Genomic DNA, 19,402 nt, shown 5'->3' with positions numbered 1-19,402 from the left:
TGAAAACAAAACAAACAAAATACGGAGGCGTATCGAAGCGGTCCTCAGCCGAGCAACGAAGTTGCGAACGCCGACCCAAATGCGTAGCCTATAAACGCGAAACATGAAAACAAAACAAACAAAATACGGAGGCGTATCGAAGCGGTCATAACGAGGCGGTCTTGAAAACCGTTTGCCTTAACGGGCACAGGGGTTCGAATCCCTTCGCCTCCGCCAAAGTAAATTGCGTTCAAACTGATAGTTTGAACGCAATTTTATGATTAAACATTAAATTATATGGAGGTGAAATATGCTTGATATTCAGCCTGATAAAGAAGAAATGATAAATTTAATAGGGAACTCGTTATATGACGTTTGGAATAAGTTGTCGGTTCTTATAAATGAAAAATACGATATGGAATGTTTGTGGGGAAAAGGCGGCAAAACGTGGAAATACGAATATAAATATCGTAGGGGCGGCAAAACTCTGTGCGCATTATACGCAAGAGAAAATTGCGTGGGTTTTATGATTATTTTGGGGAAAGACGAACGAATAAAGTTTGAAACAAACAGACACAATTTTTCAAAAGAAGTTCAAAAAATATATGACGAGACGCAAACTTACCACGATGGAAAATGGCTTATGTTTGAGCCGACGGATACTTCGTTATTTAATGATTTTTTAGCGTTGTTAAGCATAAAGAGAAAGCCGAACAGAAAGTAATATCGTAATAGAATTATAAATATGTTAGGGCTAATATTTTCGTTTCGTGTCGCCTCTATCCAAAACATACCTCATGCGAGAGTTTGGCGGCAAGTTCATGTTGTACTTTGTTTCCCTTGATTTTTCGGCGCAAAAGTTATATAATTTGCGTATAAAAAATAAGGTAAGAATAACCAAACGGGAGAAAATATTATGGAAGAAGAGTTTTTGATTCGGGACGGAGTGCTAATGGAATATCGCGGCGAAGCGGAACGCGTTATATTGCCGGACGGCGTTTCGGAAATATACGCCCATGCTTTTAAATTTAAAAATATGAGTTCCGTTACCGTTCCTTGCGGTGTAAACGTTATAGGCAAGGGCGCGTTTTGCGGTTGCAAAAATTTGAAATACGTTAAAATAGCCGCAACGGTAAAAATTATTCGGGAAAGCGCTTTTGCCGATTGCGCGGCGCTCGAAGAAGTTGAATTGCCCGACGGTTTGGAACGAATACCTCCCGCCGCGTTTTACGATTGCAAATCGCTTAAAAAAATAAATTTTCCCAACGCTTTAAAAACGCTCGGCGGCGGCGCGTTTAATTCTTGTTGCAGTTTAACTTCTGTAACTATTCCGCAAAACGTAACCGCAATAGGAGCGAACGCTTTTTCGCAATGTTTCGCGCTGAAAGAAATAATTTTGCCGCAATCGCTGTCGGAAATAGAAAGCGGAACGTTTGCCATGTGTATCGAGCTGAAAAGAATAGAAATTCCGAAAGGCGTTGAAAAAATAGGTTACGGCGCTTTTGCCGATTGTGAGGCGCTTGAAGAAGTGGTTTTGCACGAAGGTCTTTATGAAATCGATAGTTCCGCTTTTGAGAATTGCGAAAGTCTGTCGAAAATAAATATCCCCGAAAGCGCTACCGACATTGCGCCCGACGCATTTGAAGGTTGCGATTTGCTGTAAGCTTTGCCTACATATAAAAGGGAAGAGGAACAAAAATATTAAAAGGGACATTTGTAATGACAATAAGACCGATTTGCGAAAAAGACAAGAACGAGCTAATTGAAATTATGACTGAGTTTTATTCTTCGCCCGCCGTGCTTGCAAAGCCGAGCAAAGAATTGTTTGAAAAAGATATAGCCGACTGTTTAAGCGATATGCCGTTTGTGGAAGGTTACGTTGCGGAATGCGATGGGGTTATTGCGGGTTACACAATGGTTTCGAAAGGTTATTCCACCGAGCGAGGCGGGATTTGCGTTCAAATAGAGGATTTGTTCGTTAGAAGCGATTTTCGCGGCAACGGCGTTGGAGAAAAGCTTTTGTCGTATGTTGAACAAACGTATAAAAACGTTGCGGCAAGATTGCGGCTTGAAGTTGAGCCGAGTAATTTGCGCGCCTTAAAATTATACGAGCGTTGCGGGTTTTCCGAGCTATTGTATAAACAAATGATTAAAGAGCTAAATAAATAGACTACTTTAAACGCTTAATAAAAAGCCGTGCGGTAGGCGTGAAAAAACGTTTAATACAATTCTAATATTGCGCTCGCGTTCAGTGCTTTTATTTTCTTGCGTCGCGGGCTTTTTTATGGTATAATAGCTGTAAATGTGGCTCGCGGGAGCGAACCGAATTTTTTTACAAAAGGAGAACGAAGATGAAAAAAAGAATTTTTGCAATAGTCGCCGGAATACTTATGGCGCTTCAATGCGGCTTTTTGTTTGCGGGTTGTGCCAAAGATAAAGAGAGCGCGGCGCCCAAGCAATTCGGGCAATTCAGCTACTACGGTAAAACGCTTCTCGAATATGCGGTGAACGAAATTTCTGCGGGCGACGTTTTGGATAAGCTCGTGAACGTTAATATAAACGTTGGCGCGAAGAACAATTCGTCGGACGTTGAGGGGCAAGAGGGCAACGAACCGCCTTTCCCCGATGCCGAAACGATGAACAGAGTTTTGAGCAAATACGACACTTGCACCGTTGTGATGAAATATTACGACTACGACAAAGAGGACCAACAAACCACGTCGTATAAGCTTCAAGGGACGGACTACCGCAATATAGTTAAAACAAACGAATATTCGCCGTCGAGCCAAATTATTGCGAAAAATCTTATTCTTTTTCCCGAACTCGTGAATTATATGCAGGCGGAAAACGCGAAATTCCAACAGCAAAAAGAAGAAGGAAAAAATCCCGCTCCGTACAAAAATATCTTTACATATCATACCGACAAGGTGGGCAACGTAATTATTCAGCAACGTAATTTTGCCGAAATTGCCGCAACCGTTGCGGGCGGCGTGGGGTGTTGCTACCGTCAAGACATAGAAATTGTTTACGACGCCGAATTCAAAATTTCCAAATGGCAAACTTCTCTCGGAATTTACACAGCCACACCGAGCGGAACCTCGCAACAGGGTTACATTTTGGAAATGGACTTTAACTGGGCTGAAGGTATTTAAATCTTGCGCGGCGTGTTTCCGTGAAAGTAAGGCGAAAACGTTTGGGCAACGCGAGGATTTTCGTAGTTGCCCTTTAATATATTAAAGAGAAGCAATTTTTGTTTTTTGGAGGATAAACTGTGGGAATGGGTTCCGAATCCGTCGCGTTCGTTATAGGGTTAATCGTTATAATAGGCGTGTCGGTTGTTGTGAGCGTGCTTAAATTCAAAAAGCTCGGACAAATGAAAGAAGAGGAACGAAAGCGCGAGGAAGAACGGTTCAAAGCGCGTTCCGCGCCCAAAACGAGCGCCCCCAAGCCGGTTGCCTCTCGCAAGAAAACTTCCGACCCTTTTCCCGATTACCGCCCCGACCCGTTCGCGGTTGCCGACTCTTATGCGGGCACGCTTTCGCCCGCGCAGTTTAACGAGTGGTTGCTCGATTTTGCGGCGGCGGAAAAAGCGGGCGCGGCTCGCCCCGAAAGAACGGACGCAAAGCCTGTGTTTGCGCGCTATTTATTCGAAAACGGATTTTCTTACCGCCTTATAAGAAAAATTCGCGGTTATGCGCCGCAAAACCGTTTGGCGGGAGTTCGTTTTGCAAAAAAGGACAGACCGAAGTTGCCCGAATGTTCGGTTCGTAACGACGAAATCGCTTTACCGCCGCAAGAGCCGAAACCCGCGCCGAACGAAATTTGGGTTCGCCAACGCGTTGCAGTTGAAATTCTTCCGAAAAAAGATATAAAAAGCATGCAAGCGCAATTCGAGTCTTTTTATATGAGCAAGAGGTAGAATTTATTATTATAAATTATGATAAATCAATTTTCAAAAAGAATAAGAGAATTGCGCGGTGAAAAGAATATTACTCAAAAAGAACTTGCGGTAGCTGTGGGAGTTTTAGAGCGAACTGTTTCATATTTGGAGCAAGGAAAAAGAGAGTGTGATTTTGACACTCTCATTCAACTTGCGCAGTATTTCAATATTACAACAGATTATTTGTTGGGTATTGCCGATTTATAAGAACATTGATTATTTTTGAGAATTTACAATAAACCTTAGCCCTTTGGGATACCTGTTTTTTGCGGTGCCGTTCGAAACTTTAATAAGTCCGAGCGGCAACCCCGCAACGCGTACTGCGCGAAAGCCGTCTTGCGAAGAGCAAGAAAATTCGTTGCCCGCAAGATAACTTGCAAGTTCGGGCGCTCTCGGCGGGAAGTTCGGCGAGTCGATTAAAAAATCGGGTTGGGCGGCGGTCGCAAAATGGTGGTGCAAAATCGCGCGCTCGCCCGCAAAGTCGGCTACGCGCATACCTCGCCTAAGCGCGGGAAAACTTGCAAAGGGGTAATTTTGCGAAACGTATTCGCACCCATCGCCAACAAACACAATGCGGTTTCGTTCGAAAGTTTCAGAAGTAAATTTTGCGGCTTCGTTTAAAACGGAGTTTACGCGTTTGTCGTTCGCCGAATTTCGTTTGGCGGATTTTTCTTTTTTGCGCGCAATATGTTCGTTGTCGCTTGTTTTTTTAAGAACACATGCGAAATGCCCTTCGCCTCCGCCGTCTTGCGGGAAAAAACGAACCGCTTCGGGTAAGCCGAAACCTGCGCGCGCTTTCGTCGGACGGGAGGGCGGCATAACGGGTTCGTAACCTTTTTCGCGTATAAGGCGGAAAACCTGTTCTTCGTTTTCGGTTTTGTTGAACGTGCAAGTGGAAAACAAAAGAAGTCCGCCGAATTTTAAACATTCGTCGCAAGCGTCGAGAATTTTTGCGGCTCGTTCGGCGCATGCCGCCACAGCTTCGTCGCTTATGTCGGAAGTGTGAAATTCTGTTTTGCGGAGCATTCCCTCGCCCGAGCACGGCACGTCGGCAATAACCGCGTCGAACATGCCAGAACCTATGCGAGCGACTTCGTCGGGACGCATGGAACCTATTGTGCAATTCCGCAGCCCGAGTCGTTCGGCGTTGGATAGCAAAATTTTTGCGCGTGAAAACACGACTTCGTTTGCAAAAAAGTTGCAGTCGGGGCGCGCCGACGCGGAAGCCGTAACTTTTCCGCCGGGCGCGGCGCACATATCGAGCACGTTGGCGTTGGGCGGCAAAAGCGGAGCCAAAAGCCCCGCAACCGCCGCTGCCGCAGGCTCCTGAACGTAGTACGCTCCCGCCGCATGCAACGGGCATAAGCCGGGTTTTGCGTTTTCGGGCATAAGCGGATAGCCGCCGAGTTCGTCGGCGATTAGTTCGTCGGGCACAGATTTAAGCGGATTTTTGCGAGCTAAACGCATGTGAGGCTGTTTTAAAGAAAGCAAATACGCCTCATAGTCGGTTTCGCCGAGCAGATTTTTCATGCGTCGCAAAAACGGCTCCGCAACAGCCGCTTCGTTGCGGCTAAATATTAAATCTTCGTTCATACGCACAAAGTATAGCACAAAAAGAAAGGGCGGTCAAATGCGACCGCCTCAAACGCTATATTTTGTTATTTCGATAAAATGTTTTTCCCTCGTCCTTAGAAAGCCAAAGGTTTCCTAAGTCGTCTTTGTAGTGTCTTGCCCCTCCGTAGCGGTCGTATTCAATAAGTTCGCGTTGAGCGCCTCTCTCATCGTTAATTGTATAAACGGTTACGCTCTTTTCGTTTGAAGAACTTCCAACTGAACCTAAATTAGAATCGCCGCGAATAAGTTTTATGATAAAGCCTATTATGTATAAGAAAATCATCACAATGGCGTTTATCACCCAGTAGGGCATAAAGCTGAATATAAAAAACGTCATACTGAGTTTGCCTTTTCCACCGTTTTTCCGGTAGCTTTTTATCAGAAGGTGCCCTATAAAACCAAAAACCACAAAAGCACCAAGCCCTATAAAGTAGCAAATCATTATAATAGACGCGTGAGTGCCTACTACGGTCAATAAAATCATGGACGCTATCAATGCCGCCCATGCCAATGCGGTTAGCACAATACCCGCCACAAGTTTTCCTTTACCCATAACTTTTTCTCCTTAATGTTAATAATTACATACAATATAGCATAATTTAACTATATTGTCAACTCAATTATGGTGTAATGTTAGTTAAATTTTGTAGTATTCTAAGTAAAGAAATGGGAGGTTGATATGGACGTAATAAAAAAATTAAATGCGCTGCGGTTGGAACGCAATATGAGTGTATATCGACTTTCCGAACTATCGGGGATAAATCAATCCACTCTTGCGAATACGTTTTCACGCGGGACTGTGCCGAGCGTTGAAAATCTTGAAAAAATGTGTGATGCGTTGGGAATAACATTAGCGCAATTCTTTATGACCGACGAAAAAATCGTGTGTCTTACAGACGACGAGGAGGAGCTAATTACCCATTACCGTAAACTTTCGGAGCAAATGCGCAAGTCTATCTTTGATTTGTTGCTCAATATGGCGGGCGAACATATTTTGCGTTAAACTTTTGCTTTTTCGGCATGTGCGAACGCTTGACAAACCGCGTCAACAAGACTATAATTGCAACGGCGGCGAGGTGTTTAACCCGTCGTAAAAACAAAACGGAATAACTTCGGGATTTTTTTCGAGAGATAAAGAAATGGATTACAGGTTTTTGTTGGATTTGGCAATCATACTTTTGGCGACCAAACTGTTGGGGTTGCTGATGAAAAAGTTGGGGTTGCCTCAGGTTGTGGGGGCGCTAATCGCGGGCATTTTAATAGGACCCGCAATATGGTCGCCGCTCACGGGCGGGCGGTTCGTTCCCGTAGGAGAATCGCAGTTTTTAACGTTTTTAGCCGAACTCGGCGTTATTATGCTAATGTTCGGAGCGGGGCTTGAAACCGACTTAAAAGAATTAAAGCGTTCGGGACTTAAGGCGAGCTTTGTGGCGCTTTTGGGCGTTGTGGTTCCGCTTGTGCTCGGGTTTGGAATAGCGGTGCCGTTTTTCGGGCTCGGCGACACGCACAACGTGCTTAAATGCGTGTTTATAGGCGTAATCATAACAGCCACGAGCGTGTCTATAACCGTCGAGACTTTGCGCGAGCTCGGCAAGCTTAAAGGCAGAGTGGGCACGGTGGTGCTGTCTGCCGCGATTATAGACGACGTTATCGGCATAATAGTGCTTACGTTTGTTATCGGCATGAAAAATCCGGGTCAAACAAAACCGTATATGGTGCTTGTTAAAACCGCGCTTTTCTTTATTATAGGCATAGGCGTGGGAGTTGGGTTGAATTACTTGTTCCGTTGGCTCGAAAAAAAATATCCGCACCGCCGCAGAGTTCCCATATTCGGTTTGGTAGTATGCTTTATTTATGCTTTTTGCGCCGAGCACTTTTTCGGAATAGCCGATATAACGGGCGCGTACCTTGCGGGAATATTGCTTTCCAACACTAAGGAAACCGACTACATAGAGCGCAAGGTAGACGTGAACACCTACATGATTTTCGCTCCCGTGTTTTTTGCCAACATAGGCATTAAAACGAGTTTTTCCGATTTTGAGCCGCAAATACTGCTGTTTTGCGCGCTGTTCGTGCTTGCGGGAATGGCGGGAAAGATTTTGGGCTGCGGGTTCGCCGCGAAAGCGTGCCGCTACACTTGGCGCGAATCGTTTCAAGTGGGCGTTGGAATGATGGCGCGCGGCGAGGTTGCGCTCATTGTTGCGCAAAAGGGAATAGCGGCGGGTTTGCTCGACGAAATTTACGTTGCCCCCGTTATTATGCTTGTTATTGTTTCGTCGCTCGTAACGCCCATTGTGCTTAAATTCATGTTTAAAAAAGAAAGCGGCTTGCCGCTTGTTCCGCCCGACGGAAATATTACGGCGATTGAAAACGCCGACTATTCGGTTGCGTTGCAAAGTTCGGCAGACGGCGCCGCAAATAACGAAAACGCGGCGACCGAAGCCGCCGCGACGGAATTGCTCGATTCCGCGTTTGATTCCGCGAGTATTGCCGATTTGCCGATTGAAAAAACGGAATAATGTCGCGAGCTGATTAGCAAATTTTAAAACGGGTTGAGAAGATTTTATTAGTTTAATATTTTGAAATAAAGTGGTCGCTTCGGCGGCTACTTTTCGTATTTATCCATGCCTTTAAGCATTAGCGCGGCAAGCTCGAAATGCGGGTCGTTTTGCAAACATTCTTCGAATTCGCGCCTTGCGCCCACAGTGTCCATAAGTCCCAAAAGCGTAAGCCCGCGATAGTAGCGGAAATATTGAGTGTCGGCGTAAGGAAGATATTCGTCTATAAGCGAAAGCGTTTCTTTTAATAGCGATATGCGAGAATCGGCGCTTGCCGCTCCCGAAAGGGAAACCCTTGCCGCAATGTTTGAAATAGCAACGTTTAAATCGTCGGGGAAAGCGGATATGAGCCGCTCGGAACGAAATAGCGCTTCGGTAAAGTTGCCGAGCATAAGAAGCCGTTTGCACTCGCGGGTTTCTCGCGTTACTCCTTTTTCGTCTTTTTCGGCGCAATATTCCAAATACGGACGTTCCCAGTCGAGCAAAACGGAGGGCGCGCCCTGTGCCGCAAGTTCTTCCAAAGTGGGCGGAACGTATATGCTGTAACGCGATGCGAGCACGGCTGCGAACACTTCTTCGGTGTGCAAAACGGAACGCAATTCGTCGAAGATTTCGGGGTTGTGCGGCGCTTCGCTGAGCAAAACGTAAGCAAAAGTCATAAACCAACATTTTTTAAGTTCGAGGTTTGCGTTCGGCAAATTTACCAAAATATGCGCAAGCTCGTATAGGTCTGATTTTTTCGGTTCCGGTTCGGTAAGGCAATCGTATTTTTTTACGATGGGGTCGGGCGACGTAACAAAGCTTTTGTCGAACATGTAACCGAAGCACAAAAGGCTGTAAATTAGGTCGCGCTTGTCTTTGCGCTCGCTTTTGTCTACTGCGCCGTAAGATAATTTAATCGCGTAGTCTATTCCCGCGCGCTCCGCGTGCGATTGTTCTTTCTTTTCTTTTTCGTCCATTGTTATGCCTGTCACCTCTGAAAATATTAGTTTATAACGAGTATAACATTTCTTGCGCAAGAAATAAAGCGAAATGCGTAATGTCATTGCGAGAGGGCGAAGCCTTACGCGGCAATCTTTTATACTTCGGGACTGCTTCGCTGCGCTCGCAATGACGTTATAGTTCGAGAAAAGCGTTGCTTTTGCCGTAATAGGCACGCTCTATTTTCACCCTTTTATCACAAAAGCAAAATACTTATTCAACAATAGTATGATAAAATGATATAAACAAAAGACTATTAAAAGGGAGAAAAGGAACATGGCGGTAATACTTATAGCAGACGACGAGGAAAACATTCGCACCGTTTTGCGCGAATACGCCGAATTCGAGGGATATTCCGTTCTTGAAGCGTGCGACGGCATGGACGCCGTTCGCATGGCTAAGGGGAACAGAGTTGACCTTGTTATTATGGACGTAATGATGCCCAAACTCGACGGGTTTTCCGCAGTGAAAGAAATACGCAAAGAAAAAGACGTGCCCGTTATTATGCTTTCGGCGCGCGTCGAAGAATACGACAAGCTTTTCGGTTTCGAGATAGGCGCCGACGATTACGTTACAAAGCCTTTCTCGCCCAAAGAGGTTATGGCGCGTGTGGGCGCCGTATTAAAGCGCGGCAAACGCGAAAACCGCAAAATAGTGTCGGACGGGCTTTCTATCGATATCGCGGGCAGAAACGTGCTTGTTGACGGCGTGAAAGTTGACATGACGCCCAAAGAATACGAACTGTTGTTTTTTATGGCTGAAAACGCGGGACTCGCTATTCCGCGCGAAAAGCTTTTAACCGAAGTGTGGGGCTACGATTTTTACGGCGACGACCGCACTGTGGACACGCATATAAAAATGCTGAGAGCTTCGCTCGGACCGTACCGCGAAAAAATAGTGACGTTGCGCGGGCTCGGCTACAAGCTCGAACTGTAACGGCTTTCTGCTGTAAAAAAGATAGCGGGGAGTCGCGCATGCGGAACAAAAAAACAAACGCAAAGCTGCAAAACAACGCCGCAGGTTGGGCGTCGTGCGAAGCTTCTTCGGGGGGGGGAGTGGATATTAAAAATAAAAAAAAGCGAGTGTCTCGCTCCGTTCGTTTTCAGACGTGGACGTACTTTTTTCTTTTGGCGGCGCTTGCTCTTTTCGTGTTGTGGCTTTTTCAGTTTCTGTTTTTCAAATCGTCGTATAGGGCGATGAAAAAACAAGAGGTTGAAAAACTCGGCGAAAAAATAGTGGATAGGTATCCCGGCGAAAAAGGCGACAACAGGTTCGACGATTATTTAAGGCAAACCGCTTTTAACAACGGGCTGAATATAATAGTGTTTAACGTGGGCGCCGACGGATGCGCGCTCGACGACGTGTGCTTTTCGGCGGAATATATTTCGAGTCAGTTCAACGCGGGCGAGCTTGCGGGCGACGATTTGCTTTCCAAAGACAATCCGCACATAATTTTCGACTGGTCGAACTTTTACTCGGGGATTAAAGGAAAAGACAAGGTAAGCTACGTTAAGAACTATAAAAACAATAACTATTTTGTGTACGGGGCTCGGCTTAACGACAGCGGCAGTTACCTTTATATGATGACGCCGTACATTCCTATGGAAAGCACAATTTCCGTTATGGCCGACCAACTGCTTATAGCTACAGTTGTGTGTTTGGTGCTTAGCATAATTGTGTCGTACTTTATTTCCGAACGCATAACTAAACCCATAACCGACTTTTCCAAAGTTGCGCGAAAGCTCGGAGCGGGCGATTACACTGTGCGCTTTAAAGGCAACGGCTACACCGAAATAGACAATCTTGCCGAAACTTTGAATTATGCCACAACCGAAATAGGCAAAACGGAACAAATGCGCCGCGACTTTTTGGCTAACGTGAGCCACGATTTGCGCACCCCTTTAACAATGGTAAAGGCATACGCCGAAATGTTGCGCGACATATCGGGCGGCGACGAAGTGAAACGCGTGAAGCACAGCCAGGTTATAATAGACGAAGCGGACAGGCTCACCGGACTTGTAAACGACATTTTGAATTTAAGCAAGTTGCAATCGGGAACGGAAACGTTGCAGATGAGCGCTGTCGATTTGCGCATGCTCGCCAAAACCGTTATAGAACGTTTCGACGTGTTTTCCTCGCGTGACGGCTACGTTTTCGACTTCGAATCGGAAGGCGATTGCGTTGCGATTTGCGACATTCGCCGCCTTGAACAGGTGGTATACAATCTTGTGGGCAACGCTCTTAACTACACGGGCGAGAGTAAAACCGTTAAAATCACCGCGAAAGGCAACGGCGAAAAAGTGCGCGTAACGGTGCGCGATTACGGTTCGGGAATAGCGCCCGAAGAGCTCGATAAAGTTTGGGAGCGCTACTACCGCGCCAACCAGAACAGGCGAAACGTTGTGGGCAGCGGGCTGGGGCTTAGCATAGTTAAAAGCGTGCTTACGGCGCACAACGCCGAATTCGGAGTGTCGAGCAATTTGGGCGAAGGCACAGAGTTTTGGTTCGAACTGAAAGCCGTTTGTGCCGATTTGCCGGAGAGCAAAAACGAACAAGAAAAATCGGGCGGACGAAAAAACCGCGAGCATAAATAAACCGCGACAACCGTAAGAATAAAACGGAGAAGAGTTGCGGTTTTTCTCCGTTTTAGCTATATAAGGCGATTTTAGAGCGGGTGTTTGCAACTCCCCGTAACGGTTGAAAATAAAGCCGCCGCAGCCAAAAACATACAAAGGTATTTATGTGAAAATTCAATGAAAATTCGTTGACGAACAGTGGCGTTTCGTGTATAATTATATACATGTGAAATTATAGGTAAATATAAAATTTCGGCAATATAAAACGCAATGTAAATTCTTGCCCCACGCGATTTTTGCGCGGTGGGAGCGCGAAATAAAAGGAGAAAAGGAAATGACAAAGAGAGAAAGGGCTGACGCCGTATTCAAATGCTACTGCGATTTTCTCGACGGCAAAAATTTTAAGTACCAACGCGACGAAAGCGAACGCAGCATAATTTTGCAAATCACCGGCGAAGATTTCCCCATGACCACGCTTTTTAAGGTTGAGGAAGAGCACGAGCGCACTTTTGTGTTCAGCAAAATTCCGTTCGAGGCTCAAAAAGAAAAGCTTACCGACCTTATAATGGCAACCACCTTTATAAATCAAGTGCTTGCCATAGGCGCTTTTTGCGTAGACACCGAAAACCTTTATTGCAGTTTCGAATCGAACGAAATTTACACGGGGCTCGAAGGTTTTAACGCCGAATACGCCGAGCGCGTTATAATATCCGCTTTCTCGGCAATCGAGAAATACAACGACAAGCTTTTTGCCATAAACAAAGGGCTTATGACTGTGAGAGATTTCTCGAAACAGCTTTAATAATAGGAGGGAGACACAATGAACAATCAGGAAAGAGCCAAAGCCGCATACGGGGCTATTACGGGCTTTATGGACGAAGCGAAGCTTAAATACGATTGCGAACCCGACAAGCTTGTTGCGTTTGTAACAATAACGGGCGACGATTTTCCCGTAACGCTCATGTTTTCGGTGAGCGCCGAAAAACAAAGAGTAGAAACTTACAGCCAAATGCCGTTCGAAATCAAGCAGGATAGGAGCGTGGACGTTGCAACCGCGCTTGCGGCTATAAACAGCCGAATAGCTTACGGCAAATTCTGCCTGTATTTCGACAAAGGCTTGTGCACTTATGAAAACAGCGAATATATAACGGGGCTCGAAGGTTTTACCACCGACTACGGCAAGAGCCTTGTGGGACCCGCGTATTCGATTATCGAAGAATATAACGACAAGCTGTATGCAATCAACAAGGGCTTGCTTACTGTTAAAGATTTTACGGCGTCGCTCAAAAAATAACAGCCGCACATTGTTTTCCGCCGACTTTCGCACAAAAAAGAGTCGGCGGAATTTTTTAGGCGGCGAGCTCAATCGGAAAAATTTTAATCTGATTTTTATGTGAATTTTATGCTGCGGTAAACTGCGCGCAGTATAATGGCGTCACAGAAGGAAAAATAAGGTACGGCTAATGGGAAAAAACGAATTCGAAAAGAAAATGCAAATAAAGCGCACTCGCACAAAGCTTTCGAACAACCTCGAAAAACTTGAAAGCGACAAGCAAAAGTTCGTTGAGCGCGCAAAAACCGCATATCAAAAGGGCGATAAACATTCGTATAGTTTGGCGCGCAGCGGGCTTGCTTCAACGCTTACTCAGCTCAACCGCACGCGCGAAATGCTTTTGAACATAGACATTACTACGCAGATGCGCGACACGGGCACCGTTACCGAAGAATTTTTGACGGGAATGGAAACCATTTTCCGTCAGCTGAGCAAGGTAAACAAGAGCACCAACATAAAATCCGCCCGCGACGTTTTGAGAAAAGCGATTGCGGGAATGGAAGGCGTTCAAGAGCAGCTCGACGATATGCTTATGGAGTCGGAGGATAATTTTGCCGGTCTTTCGGGGGCGAATGTGTCCGACGCCGAAATAGACGGGCTTTTGGGACTTAGCGCGGCGGTAGACGAAGAGGAAGAAATCGGCGCTCAACTCGAAGAGCTCAAAAAGCAAAAAGAGTTGGAAGAAAAAGAAGAGGAAGCTAAGGCGGCTCCCGCCGCAGTTGCGAGCGTATCCGCCCAAGCCCCCAAAGTATATAAACTTACTCCCGAGCCGGTAGCTCCGCCCAAATCTGCGGCTGCCGTTCCGCCGGTGCGTCAGGCGGCGCCCGCGCAACAAAAACCGTTGCCGCCCGAAAAAAAGCCTCTCGATTTAAAGCTAAACGAGAGATTCGAATTCGAATTTCCGCCGCTCGAACTTTTAGACGATTATCTTGTTGACGCGGCTGTGCGCGAAGCGAACGAGCGCGAACTCGAAGAGGACGCCGCCGAAGCGGAAAAGGTTCTCGCCGAGCTCGGCGTGCCCGCGAAAGTTGTTAACCGCGTTGTGGGTCCCGCTTTCTCTCGGCTCGAAATGGCTATGCCGGTCGGGATGTCGGTGCAAAAAATCGACCCGCTTGTTTCCGACATTGCCATGAGGCTCGGCAAGCAAGCGCGTTTCGAGGTGCCCATACCCGGCAAAAACGCGTTCGGCATAGAGGTGCCCAACGTGCGCCGCGACGTAATCGGCTTAAAAGAAATGGTGGGTTCCGATTCGTTCGTTGAATCGCACGGCGACGTTAATTACTGTTTGGCTGTGAATATAGACCGTTCGCCCGTTATTAAAGACCTTGCGAAAGCTCCGCACATGATGATAGCGGGAAGCACGGGCAGCGGAAAAAGCTGTTTTCTGCATTCGGTTATAACTTCTTTAATGTATAAATACACTCCGTCGCGTTTAAAACTTGCGATAATCGATTTTAAGCGCGTTGAAATGGCGGTTTATAACGGAACGCCGTATTTGCTCACCGATAAGGTTGTGGATAACGACGAGGACGCGCTCGAACTGTTTAATATTGTTTGCGACGAAATGGAGCGGCGGTACGACCTTTTGGTGCAAATGGGTTGCCGCAACATAGGCGAATACAACGACAAGTGCGGGCCGAGCGAAAAGCTCCCGTTTATTGCGGTGTTCGTAGACGAATACGCCGATATATCCACAAGTCCGCTCTCTAAGGAGTTCGACGCGGTTATACGCAAGCTCAGCCAAAAGGCGCGCGCGAGCGGCATTCATTTAGTGCTTGCCACTCAGCGCCCGAGCACCGACGTAATTTCGGGAACGATTAAAAACAATTTTCCCGTGCAAATCGCGTTTAAGGTTGCGCGCAAAGAGGATAGCCGCACAACGCTCGCGGGTCAAGCGGGCGCCGAATCGCTTCTCGGCAACGGCGACATGCTGTATAACGAGCCGAGCGGCGGCGGGCTTAAAAGAATGCAGGCACCGTTCGTTTCAACCGAAGAGCTTAGGCGCGTCGCGGATTGGGTTATAACTCATTCCACGAAAATATAATCATAACGGGAGAAGTAAAAAAATGGGACTTTTTAAGAGCGCCGAAGAAAAGCGTTGGGAAGAAAAATCGCTTGTCCGCAAGGCGTTAAACCATATAAGAACGTACATAAACAAGCTCGAAGAAGCGAAAAAGCGGTATATAGAAGAGGCGAAACGCGCCAAACAACAGGGAATAGACTCGCAATACAAACTTGCTCGGAGCGGGCTTGCTATGGCGGTGCGCCAGCAACAGGTTGCCGAACAGCTCTTGTTGAACATAGAACTTAACCAACAAACGAAAGACGCGAGCGAGGTTACGCGCGATTTCGTGCAGGGCATGGATACGCTCGGCAAGCAGATTACCACCCTTAACGGAAAAATAAACATAACGCGCGCCAAAAAGAACATGCGTTCGGCTATGGCTCAAAGCGAGCAGATGCAAGACAACCTCGAAGGCTTTATGGACGAATCCGAAATGATGTTCGGTTCGGTTGCGAGCGGAACGGGGCTCGAAAGCGAGCTCGACGCGCTTATTGACCGCGAGGTGGGCGCCGACAACGCCGACGTTTCGGCTATGGACGCCGAAATCGACAAACTTTTGAGAAAGGCGAACAACACCTGAAAATAAAGAAAAACTTAGCGCTCGATTTTTTTAGACGTAAGCCATTGAGCCGCAGTTATTAAAAAAATCGAAAGAGGAGGATTTTTTAATGTTGACGAAATTGTGTCCGTATTGCATGACTCCCGCAAAACCCGGTGTTTGCGCGGGTTGCAACGCGGAGCTGACGGAGCGCGACCTTATTGTTGGCGAGGCGGACGAAAACGCGTTCGGCGATTCGAAAAAGAAAACGGAACCCGTTATAAGCATATCGCTTGCAAGCGGCGAAATAACGGTTAAATCCGAAAAAGCCAAGCCGAAAAAAACCGACCCGCTTACCGATATGGTGCGTTCGGGCATAGACAATTTTCCGCCCAAAGACGCTTATAAATTAGGAATTGCGTACTATTCTGGCGTGGGAGTGGAACAGGACTATAAGCTTGCGCACGACCTCTTTTATTCGGCGGCGTCGCGCGGCGAAAACAAAGCGCTTTTCAATCTTGGGGAGTGCGCGCGCGAGGGGCGAGGCACCGAGCAAGACGACGAACAGGCAAAATTCTATTATCTTCTCGGAGCCGACAAAAGCGACGAAAAGTGTATAAACACGTTAAAAGTTCGTTACGGGATTGTGGTAGACGGCGGTTGCCTTAAATCCGAAAAACTCGGCGGCACGGGGCTTAGCGGCGATTTCGTTCAACTTGTGGATAAACTGTACACAAACGTTGTGGAGGTTCACGCGTCGAGCAGGTCGAATTGCACGGGCAGCGCGGGAAGCGGCGCCATTGTGGTGGGCGACTACGTTGTAACCAACTCGCACGTTATACTTAGCGGAAACGGCTATCCGTATGAAAACATAAGCATTCAGGTGGGCGACGCGCCGCACAGATACCCCGTTCGGACGGTGGCGTATGTGCCGCATGAGGACGTTGCCGTGCTTGCTTTCACGGGCGAAAAACCTCCGCTTGTGTACGGCGAACGGCTTTTGATGCGTTCGGCTCTCACCGTTAAAGCGGGCGAAGACGTGTTCACGATAGGCAACCCCAACAATATGGGGCTCAACGTTTCGAAAGGCATTGTGTCTCGCGCGGCGGAGCGCGACAACATGGGGCGCATGGTGCTTAGAACTGATATGACAATCAATCACGGAAACAGCGGCGGACCGCTGTTCGACTCTGCGGGCAACGTTGTGGGACTAATGACTTACACGGTGAGCGCGGGCGGCGAAAAGCTCGGCGATATGAGCTTTGCCGTGATTAGCGACACCGTGACGGATATAATAAGAAAAATTTAAGGAAGGAGAAATATAAAATGGTGGATTTAAGAATCGAAAAGCGCAACGGCGCAATGGTTTGGAAACAGGAAATCAAAAAGCTCGAAAAAGACACGGTTGTGCGCGTTGACGACGGTTGCGTGGCGCTGTGCTTTGCGGGCGGCGTTAATGTGGGCGAATTCCGCGACGGGCAAAACGAACTTCTCAATCAAGGCGGCAGACTTTCAAAACAGTATAAAAAAGCGAATTTCAGCTTTATAGTGTTTAACCGAGAAAAACCCGCTTCGGTTAAGTGGGGAGTGGGAAAAACTCCCGTAACTTACGAAGACCGCAAACTCGGCGGCATAGCGCTTTCGATAAGCGCCTACGGGCATTGCGACGTCGTTATTCACGACGCGAGCAAGCTTTGGTCGAAAATGCCGAGCGAATACACCGAAGACAACATGGTGGAAGCGGAAGAAATCGAATCGTTCATTCAAAAAGAAATTATAGCGAAAGTTGCGCCCATACTCTCCAAAGAGTTAAATAAAATAGGCGACTACACAAAAGTTACTGCGGCAATCAACGACCTCAGCCGCGCTATCACTTTCCAGATGCCCGACTTGCAGCACATGGGCTTGCATCTTGAAAAGGTGGTTATAGAAGGTCTCAAATTTACAGACGAATCGGAAGAAATTATCGAGAAACACAAAGAATCCAAAGTGGCTAAACTCGATACGGATATTGCTCACGAACGCGCGGAACAGCTTAAGAGCGTGCTCGACGCGGTGAGCGGCAGGGAGGACAGATAATTATGGCAAAAGCATTTTCACCCGAATTTGTGCGCGAACAGTCGCGTCAAAATTTAAGCGAGATGTCCAGAATTGTGGATAAGCTCTACGACCGCGCCGATAATGCGGAAGCGCGCGAAGCAATCGCGTCTATGTCGAGCGCTCTTCAAGGAATACGCCCTACGGGCACCGTTGTTCAAACCGTTCTCGACGTTGAAAGGCTTCTTAAAAAAGTGCTTTTGGAATATAACGGAAACCTCGACGAGAACAAAGCCGAAGGCGTGGACGCCGCAACGGTTAAAATTATAAATCAAATAGTTTCCACTCGCAAAAAAATGTGCGGTTGCACTATGGACGCCGACAAAAAGCGCGGACTTAAAACGTATCTTAAAGCGAATAAAGGCGCGGGCTCCAAAAAAGAGCTTAAACTCGCGTATGAAGACCGCTATGCGTCGGCAATGGAAGAAGCGTCGCGCTATGTGGAAAATTCCAAGCTTTTAGAACAGCTTGTTAAGAGCTATCAACTGCAAACTCTTGAAATGAGCAAGCAAAGCGAGCTTGACACTCTTAACGCGGAAATCAAAAAGCTTGCGGCTAAATATAAGCAGGCTACCGACCAAGTTGCCCGCGACCGCATGAATAAAGAATATCAAACGCTTCTCAACAAAAAGAAGTCGCTCGATGTGTCGCTTATAAACGTTAAGAATGCGCAAAGCAACGTTAATAAAGTAGACACTCTTTTAAAACAGCTTAAAGACCAAGCGGAAATCGGAGCTATCGACAACGTTGACATAGAGCAACTTGCCGACCTCAGCGCAAACGTTGCGAAAGGGCTCAAAAAGATGCAACAACGCACCGAAAGAGCGGAAGACGCTTACGGCGCGGCAACGAGCGCTATGGATAGCGTGCTTAACCGCAACAGCGAAACGGCGGGGCGCGGCGCGACATTAGACGACGTTATAATGAGCGAACAGGCGGCGAGTCTCGACGATATTGCCGGCGGAGCCGCGTTAGGCGCGGAGTCGGACATTCCTTCGTTAGACGATATTGCGCTTGACTGAGGGGAGAAAAGATAAAAATGTTCGGAAAAAAGAAGAAGCAGCCCGACGTGGACCCCCGCGAGCAGGTTGAAAAAACGGTTGAAAATCTTGAAGCGTTCGTGCGCAGAGCGGAAGGCAAGCGCAGGGATTTGCTCTCAAAGGCGAAAACGGCTAAGGCTCGCGGCGACAAAATGAGCTACAATATGGCTGTGAACGCGCTCCGCATGATTATGCAGCAGCAAAAGCAAGCCGAGCAAATGTCGCTTACTATGGGCATAGTTATGGACACGCGCGACGTGCAAGGCATGCTCGGCGAGTTCTTTTCGAGTATGAAATCGCTTTGCGCGGTTATGGGCGAAGTGCCCAACTTTAAAGAAATGCAGAAAGCCGCCAAAGAGTTCAATAACAATATGAACAAAATGAACGAGCAAACCATGATGATGGACGACTTCATGACGGCTATGAGCGAAAGCATGGGTAATATGGATTTCGAGGGAATATCTACCAACGACGAAATCGGTCAGATGATAGAGCGCGAGCTTGCAAACGAGCTCGACGCCGAAGAAATCGAAATCGAGAAGCAACTTGAAGCCGCAAAAAACAAGAGCGGAATAAACGGGTAGTCGCTCGGCGCGGTTAAGGACTTGAAAAAAAGGAGTAATATCCGAAAACAACCGTTAAACACAAAAAAATATGAAAAGTCATAACCGCAGCGGAGGC

General features: G+C 47.2%; 21 protein-coding genes and 1 tRNA gene. 19 read left to right on the top strand and 3 right to left on the bottom strand.

The window, feature by feature from the left end; translation table 11 throughout:
• Window positions 1-127: 127 nt before the first annotated feature.
• The 7 genes from NFR62_RS04450 to NFR62_RS04420 all read left to right on the top strand — a co-directional run bounded on the left by NFR62_RS04450 (window position 128) and on the right by NFR62_RS04420 (window position 4,126).
• Window positions 128-216 (top strand) — tRNA-Ser (locus tag NFR62_RS04450).
• A gap of 73 nt (window positions 217-289) precedes the next feature.
• Window positions 290-703: a DUF3788 domain-containing protein gene (locus NFR62_RS04445; protein ID WP_251614853.1), complete on the top strand. Its 414-nt coding sequence runs from the start codon at window positions 290-292 to the stop codon at window positions 701-703.
• Between the two features lie 192 nt (window positions 704-895).
• Window positions 896-1,642, top strand: a complete 747-nt coding sequence (locus tag NFR62_RS04440; protein WP_251614851.1) for a leucine-rich repeat domain-containing protein — start codon at window positions 896-898, stop codon at window positions 1,640-1,642.
• 56 nt (window positions 1,643-1,698) lie between these two features.
• Entirely contained in the window at window positions 1,699-2,148 is a 450-nt protein-coding gene (locus NFR62_RS04435) for a GNAT family N-acetyltransferase (protein WP_251614849.1), read from the top strand.
• Window positions 2,149-2,330: 182 nt separating this feature from the next.
• A complete protein-coding gene (locus tag NFR62_RS04430; RefSeq protein WP_251614847.1) occupies window positions 2,331-3,131 on the top strand; it encodes a hypothetical protein in 801 nt (266 codons plus the stop codon).
• A gap of 125 nt (window positions 3,132-3,256) precedes the next feature.
• Window positions 3,257-3,898: a hypothetical protein gene (locus tag NFR62_RS04425; protein ID WP_251614845.1), complete on the top strand. Its 642-nt coding sequence runs from the start codon at window positions 3,257-3,259 to the stop codon at window positions 3,896-3,898.
• A gap of 18 nt (window positions 3,899-3,916) precedes the next feature.
• Window positions 3,917-4,126 (top strand): helix-turn-helix domain-containing protein, encoded by a 210-nt coding sequence (locus tag NFR62_RS04420; protein ID WP_251614843.1) that lies wholly within the window; start codon window positions 3,917-3,919, stop codon window positions 4,124-4,126.
• 9 nt (window positions 4,127-4,135) lie between these two features.
• On the opposite strand, the gene NFR62_RS04415 is transcribed toward NFR62_RS04420, so the two are convergent.
• Together NFR62_RS04415 and NFR62_RS04410 are read right to left on the bottom strand one after the other, a co-directional pair.
• Window positions 4,136-5,512, bottom strand: a complete 1,377-nt coding sequence (locus NFR62_RS04415; protein WP_251614841.1) for a methyltransferase RsmF C-terminal domain-like protein — start codon at window positions 5,510-5,512, stop codon at window positions 4,136-4,138.
• A gap of 55 nt (window positions 5,513-5,567) precedes the next feature.
• A complete protein-coding gene (locus NFR62_RS04410; protein ID WP_251614838.1) occupies window positions 5,568-6,086 on the bottom strand; it encodes a hypothetical protein in 519 nt (172 codons plus the stop codon).
• Window positions 6,087-6,212: 126 nt separating this feature from the next.
• On the opposite strand from NFR62_RS04410, the gene NFR62_RS04405 reads away from it, so the two are divergent.
• Both NFR62_RS04405 and NFR62_RS04400 read left to right on the top strand, forming a co-directional pair.
• A complete protein-coding gene (locus NFR62_RS04405; RefSeq protein WP_251614834.1) occupies window positions 6,213-6,536 on the top strand; it encodes a helix-turn-helix domain-containing protein in 324 nt (107 codons plus the stop codon).
• Window positions 6,537-6,672: 136 nt separating this feature from the next.
• Entirely contained in the window at window positions 6,673-8,052 is a 1,380-nt protein-coding gene (locus NFR62_RS04400) for a cation:proton antiporter (protein ID WP_251614831.1), read from the top strand.
• Window positions 8,053-8,138: 86 nt separating this feature from the next.
• Here the strand turns inward: NFR62_RS04400 and NFR62_RS04395 are convergent, their stop codons facing one another.
• Complete coding sequence (locus tag NFR62_RS04395; protein ID WP_251614828.1) at window positions 8,139-9,050, bottom strand: hypothetical protein; 912 nt, start codon at window positions 9,048-9,050, stop codon at window positions 8,139-8,141.
• Between the two features lie 298 nt (window positions 9,051-9,348).
• Here NFR62_RS04395 and NFR62_RS04390 point away from each other — a divergent pair, with 298 nt between their 5' ends.
• From NFR62_RS04390 to NFR62_RS04345, 10 genes are all read left to right on the top strand, one after another.
• Window positions 9,349-10,008 carry a response regulator transcription factor gene (locus NFR62_RS04390; protein WP_251614825.1) on the top strand — a complete coding sequence of 220 codons (660 nt, stop codon included), beginning with the start codon at window positions 9,349-9,351 and terminating at the stop codon, window positions 10,006-10,008.
• A 38-nt stretch (window positions 10,009-10,046) separates the two neighbouring features.
• Window positions 10,047-11,666: a sensor histidine kinase gene (locus tag NFR62_RS04385; RefSeq protein WP_251614822.1), complete on the top strand. Its 1,620-nt coding sequence runs from the start codon at window positions 10,047-10,049 to the stop codon at window positions 11,664-11,666.
• Window positions 11,667-11,982: 316 nt separating this feature from the next.
• A complete protein-coding gene (locus tag NFR62_RS04380) occupies window positions 11,983-12,450 on the top strand; it encodes a hypothetical protein (RefSeq protein ID WP_251614819.1) in 468 nt (155 codons plus the stop codon).
• Between the two features lie 18 nt (window positions 12,451-12,468).
• A complete protein-coding gene (locus tag NFR62_RS04375; protein WP_251614814.1) occupies window positions 12,469-12,942 on the top strand; it encodes a type III secretion system chaperone family protein in 474 nt (157 codons plus the stop codon).
• A 169-nt stretch (window positions 12,943-13,111) separates the two neighbouring features.
• Window positions 13,112-15,025 carry a DNA translocase FtsK gene (locus tag NFR62_RS04370; protein WP_251614809.1) on the top strand — a complete coding sequence of 638 codons (1,914 nt, stop codon included), beginning with the start codon at window positions 13,112-13,114 and terminating at the stop codon, window positions 15,023-15,025.
• A 22-nt stretch (window positions 15,026-15,047) separates the two neighbouring features.
• A complete protein-coding gene (locus tag NFR62_RS04365; RefSeq protein WP_251614807.1) occupies window positions 15,048-15,626 on the top strand; it encodes a hypothetical protein in 579 nt (192 codons plus the stop codon).
• Window positions 15,627-15,714: 88 nt separating this feature from the next.
• Window positions 15,715-16,893, top strand: coding sequence for a tetratricopeptide repeat-containing serine protease family protein (locus NFR62_RS04360; RefSeq protein WP_251614805.1), 1,179 nt, complete (start codon window positions 15,715-15,717; stop codon window positions 16,891-16,893).
• 17 nt (window positions 16,894-16,910) lie between these two features.
• Window positions 16,911-17,663, top strand: a complete 753-nt coding sequence (locus tag NFR62_RS04355; RefSeq protein WP_251614803.1) for an SPFH domain-containing protein — start codon at window positions 16,911-16,913, stop codon at window positions 17,661-17,663.
• Window positions 17,664-17,665: 2 nt separating this feature from the next.
• The gene (locus NFR62_RS04350; RefSeq protein WP_251614801.1) at window positions 17,666-18,703 is read left to right on the top strand and encodes a hypothetical protein; all 1,038 of its coding nucleotides are present in this window, start codon (window positions 17,666-17,668) and stop codon (window positions 18,701-18,703) included.
• 17 nt (window positions 18,704-18,720) lie between these two features.
• The gene (locus tag NFR62_RS04345; protein WP_251614799.1) at window positions 18,721-19,305 is read left to right on the top strand and encodes a hypothetical protein; all 585 of its coding nucleotides are present in this window, start codon (window positions 18,721-18,723) and stop codon (window positions 19,303-19,305) included.
• Window positions 19,306-19,402: the final 97 nt, after the last annotated feature.

The sequence above is a fragment of the Pumilibacter muris genome, from assembly GCF_943193045.1.
Taxonomy (GTDB): domain Bacteria; phylum Bacillota; class Clostridia; order Christensenellales; family Pumilibacteraceae; genus Pumilibacter; species Pumilibacter muris.
The sequence above is the reverse complement of the archived record's forward strand: the minus strand, read 5'-3'. Positions and strand labels throughout refer to the sequence as shown.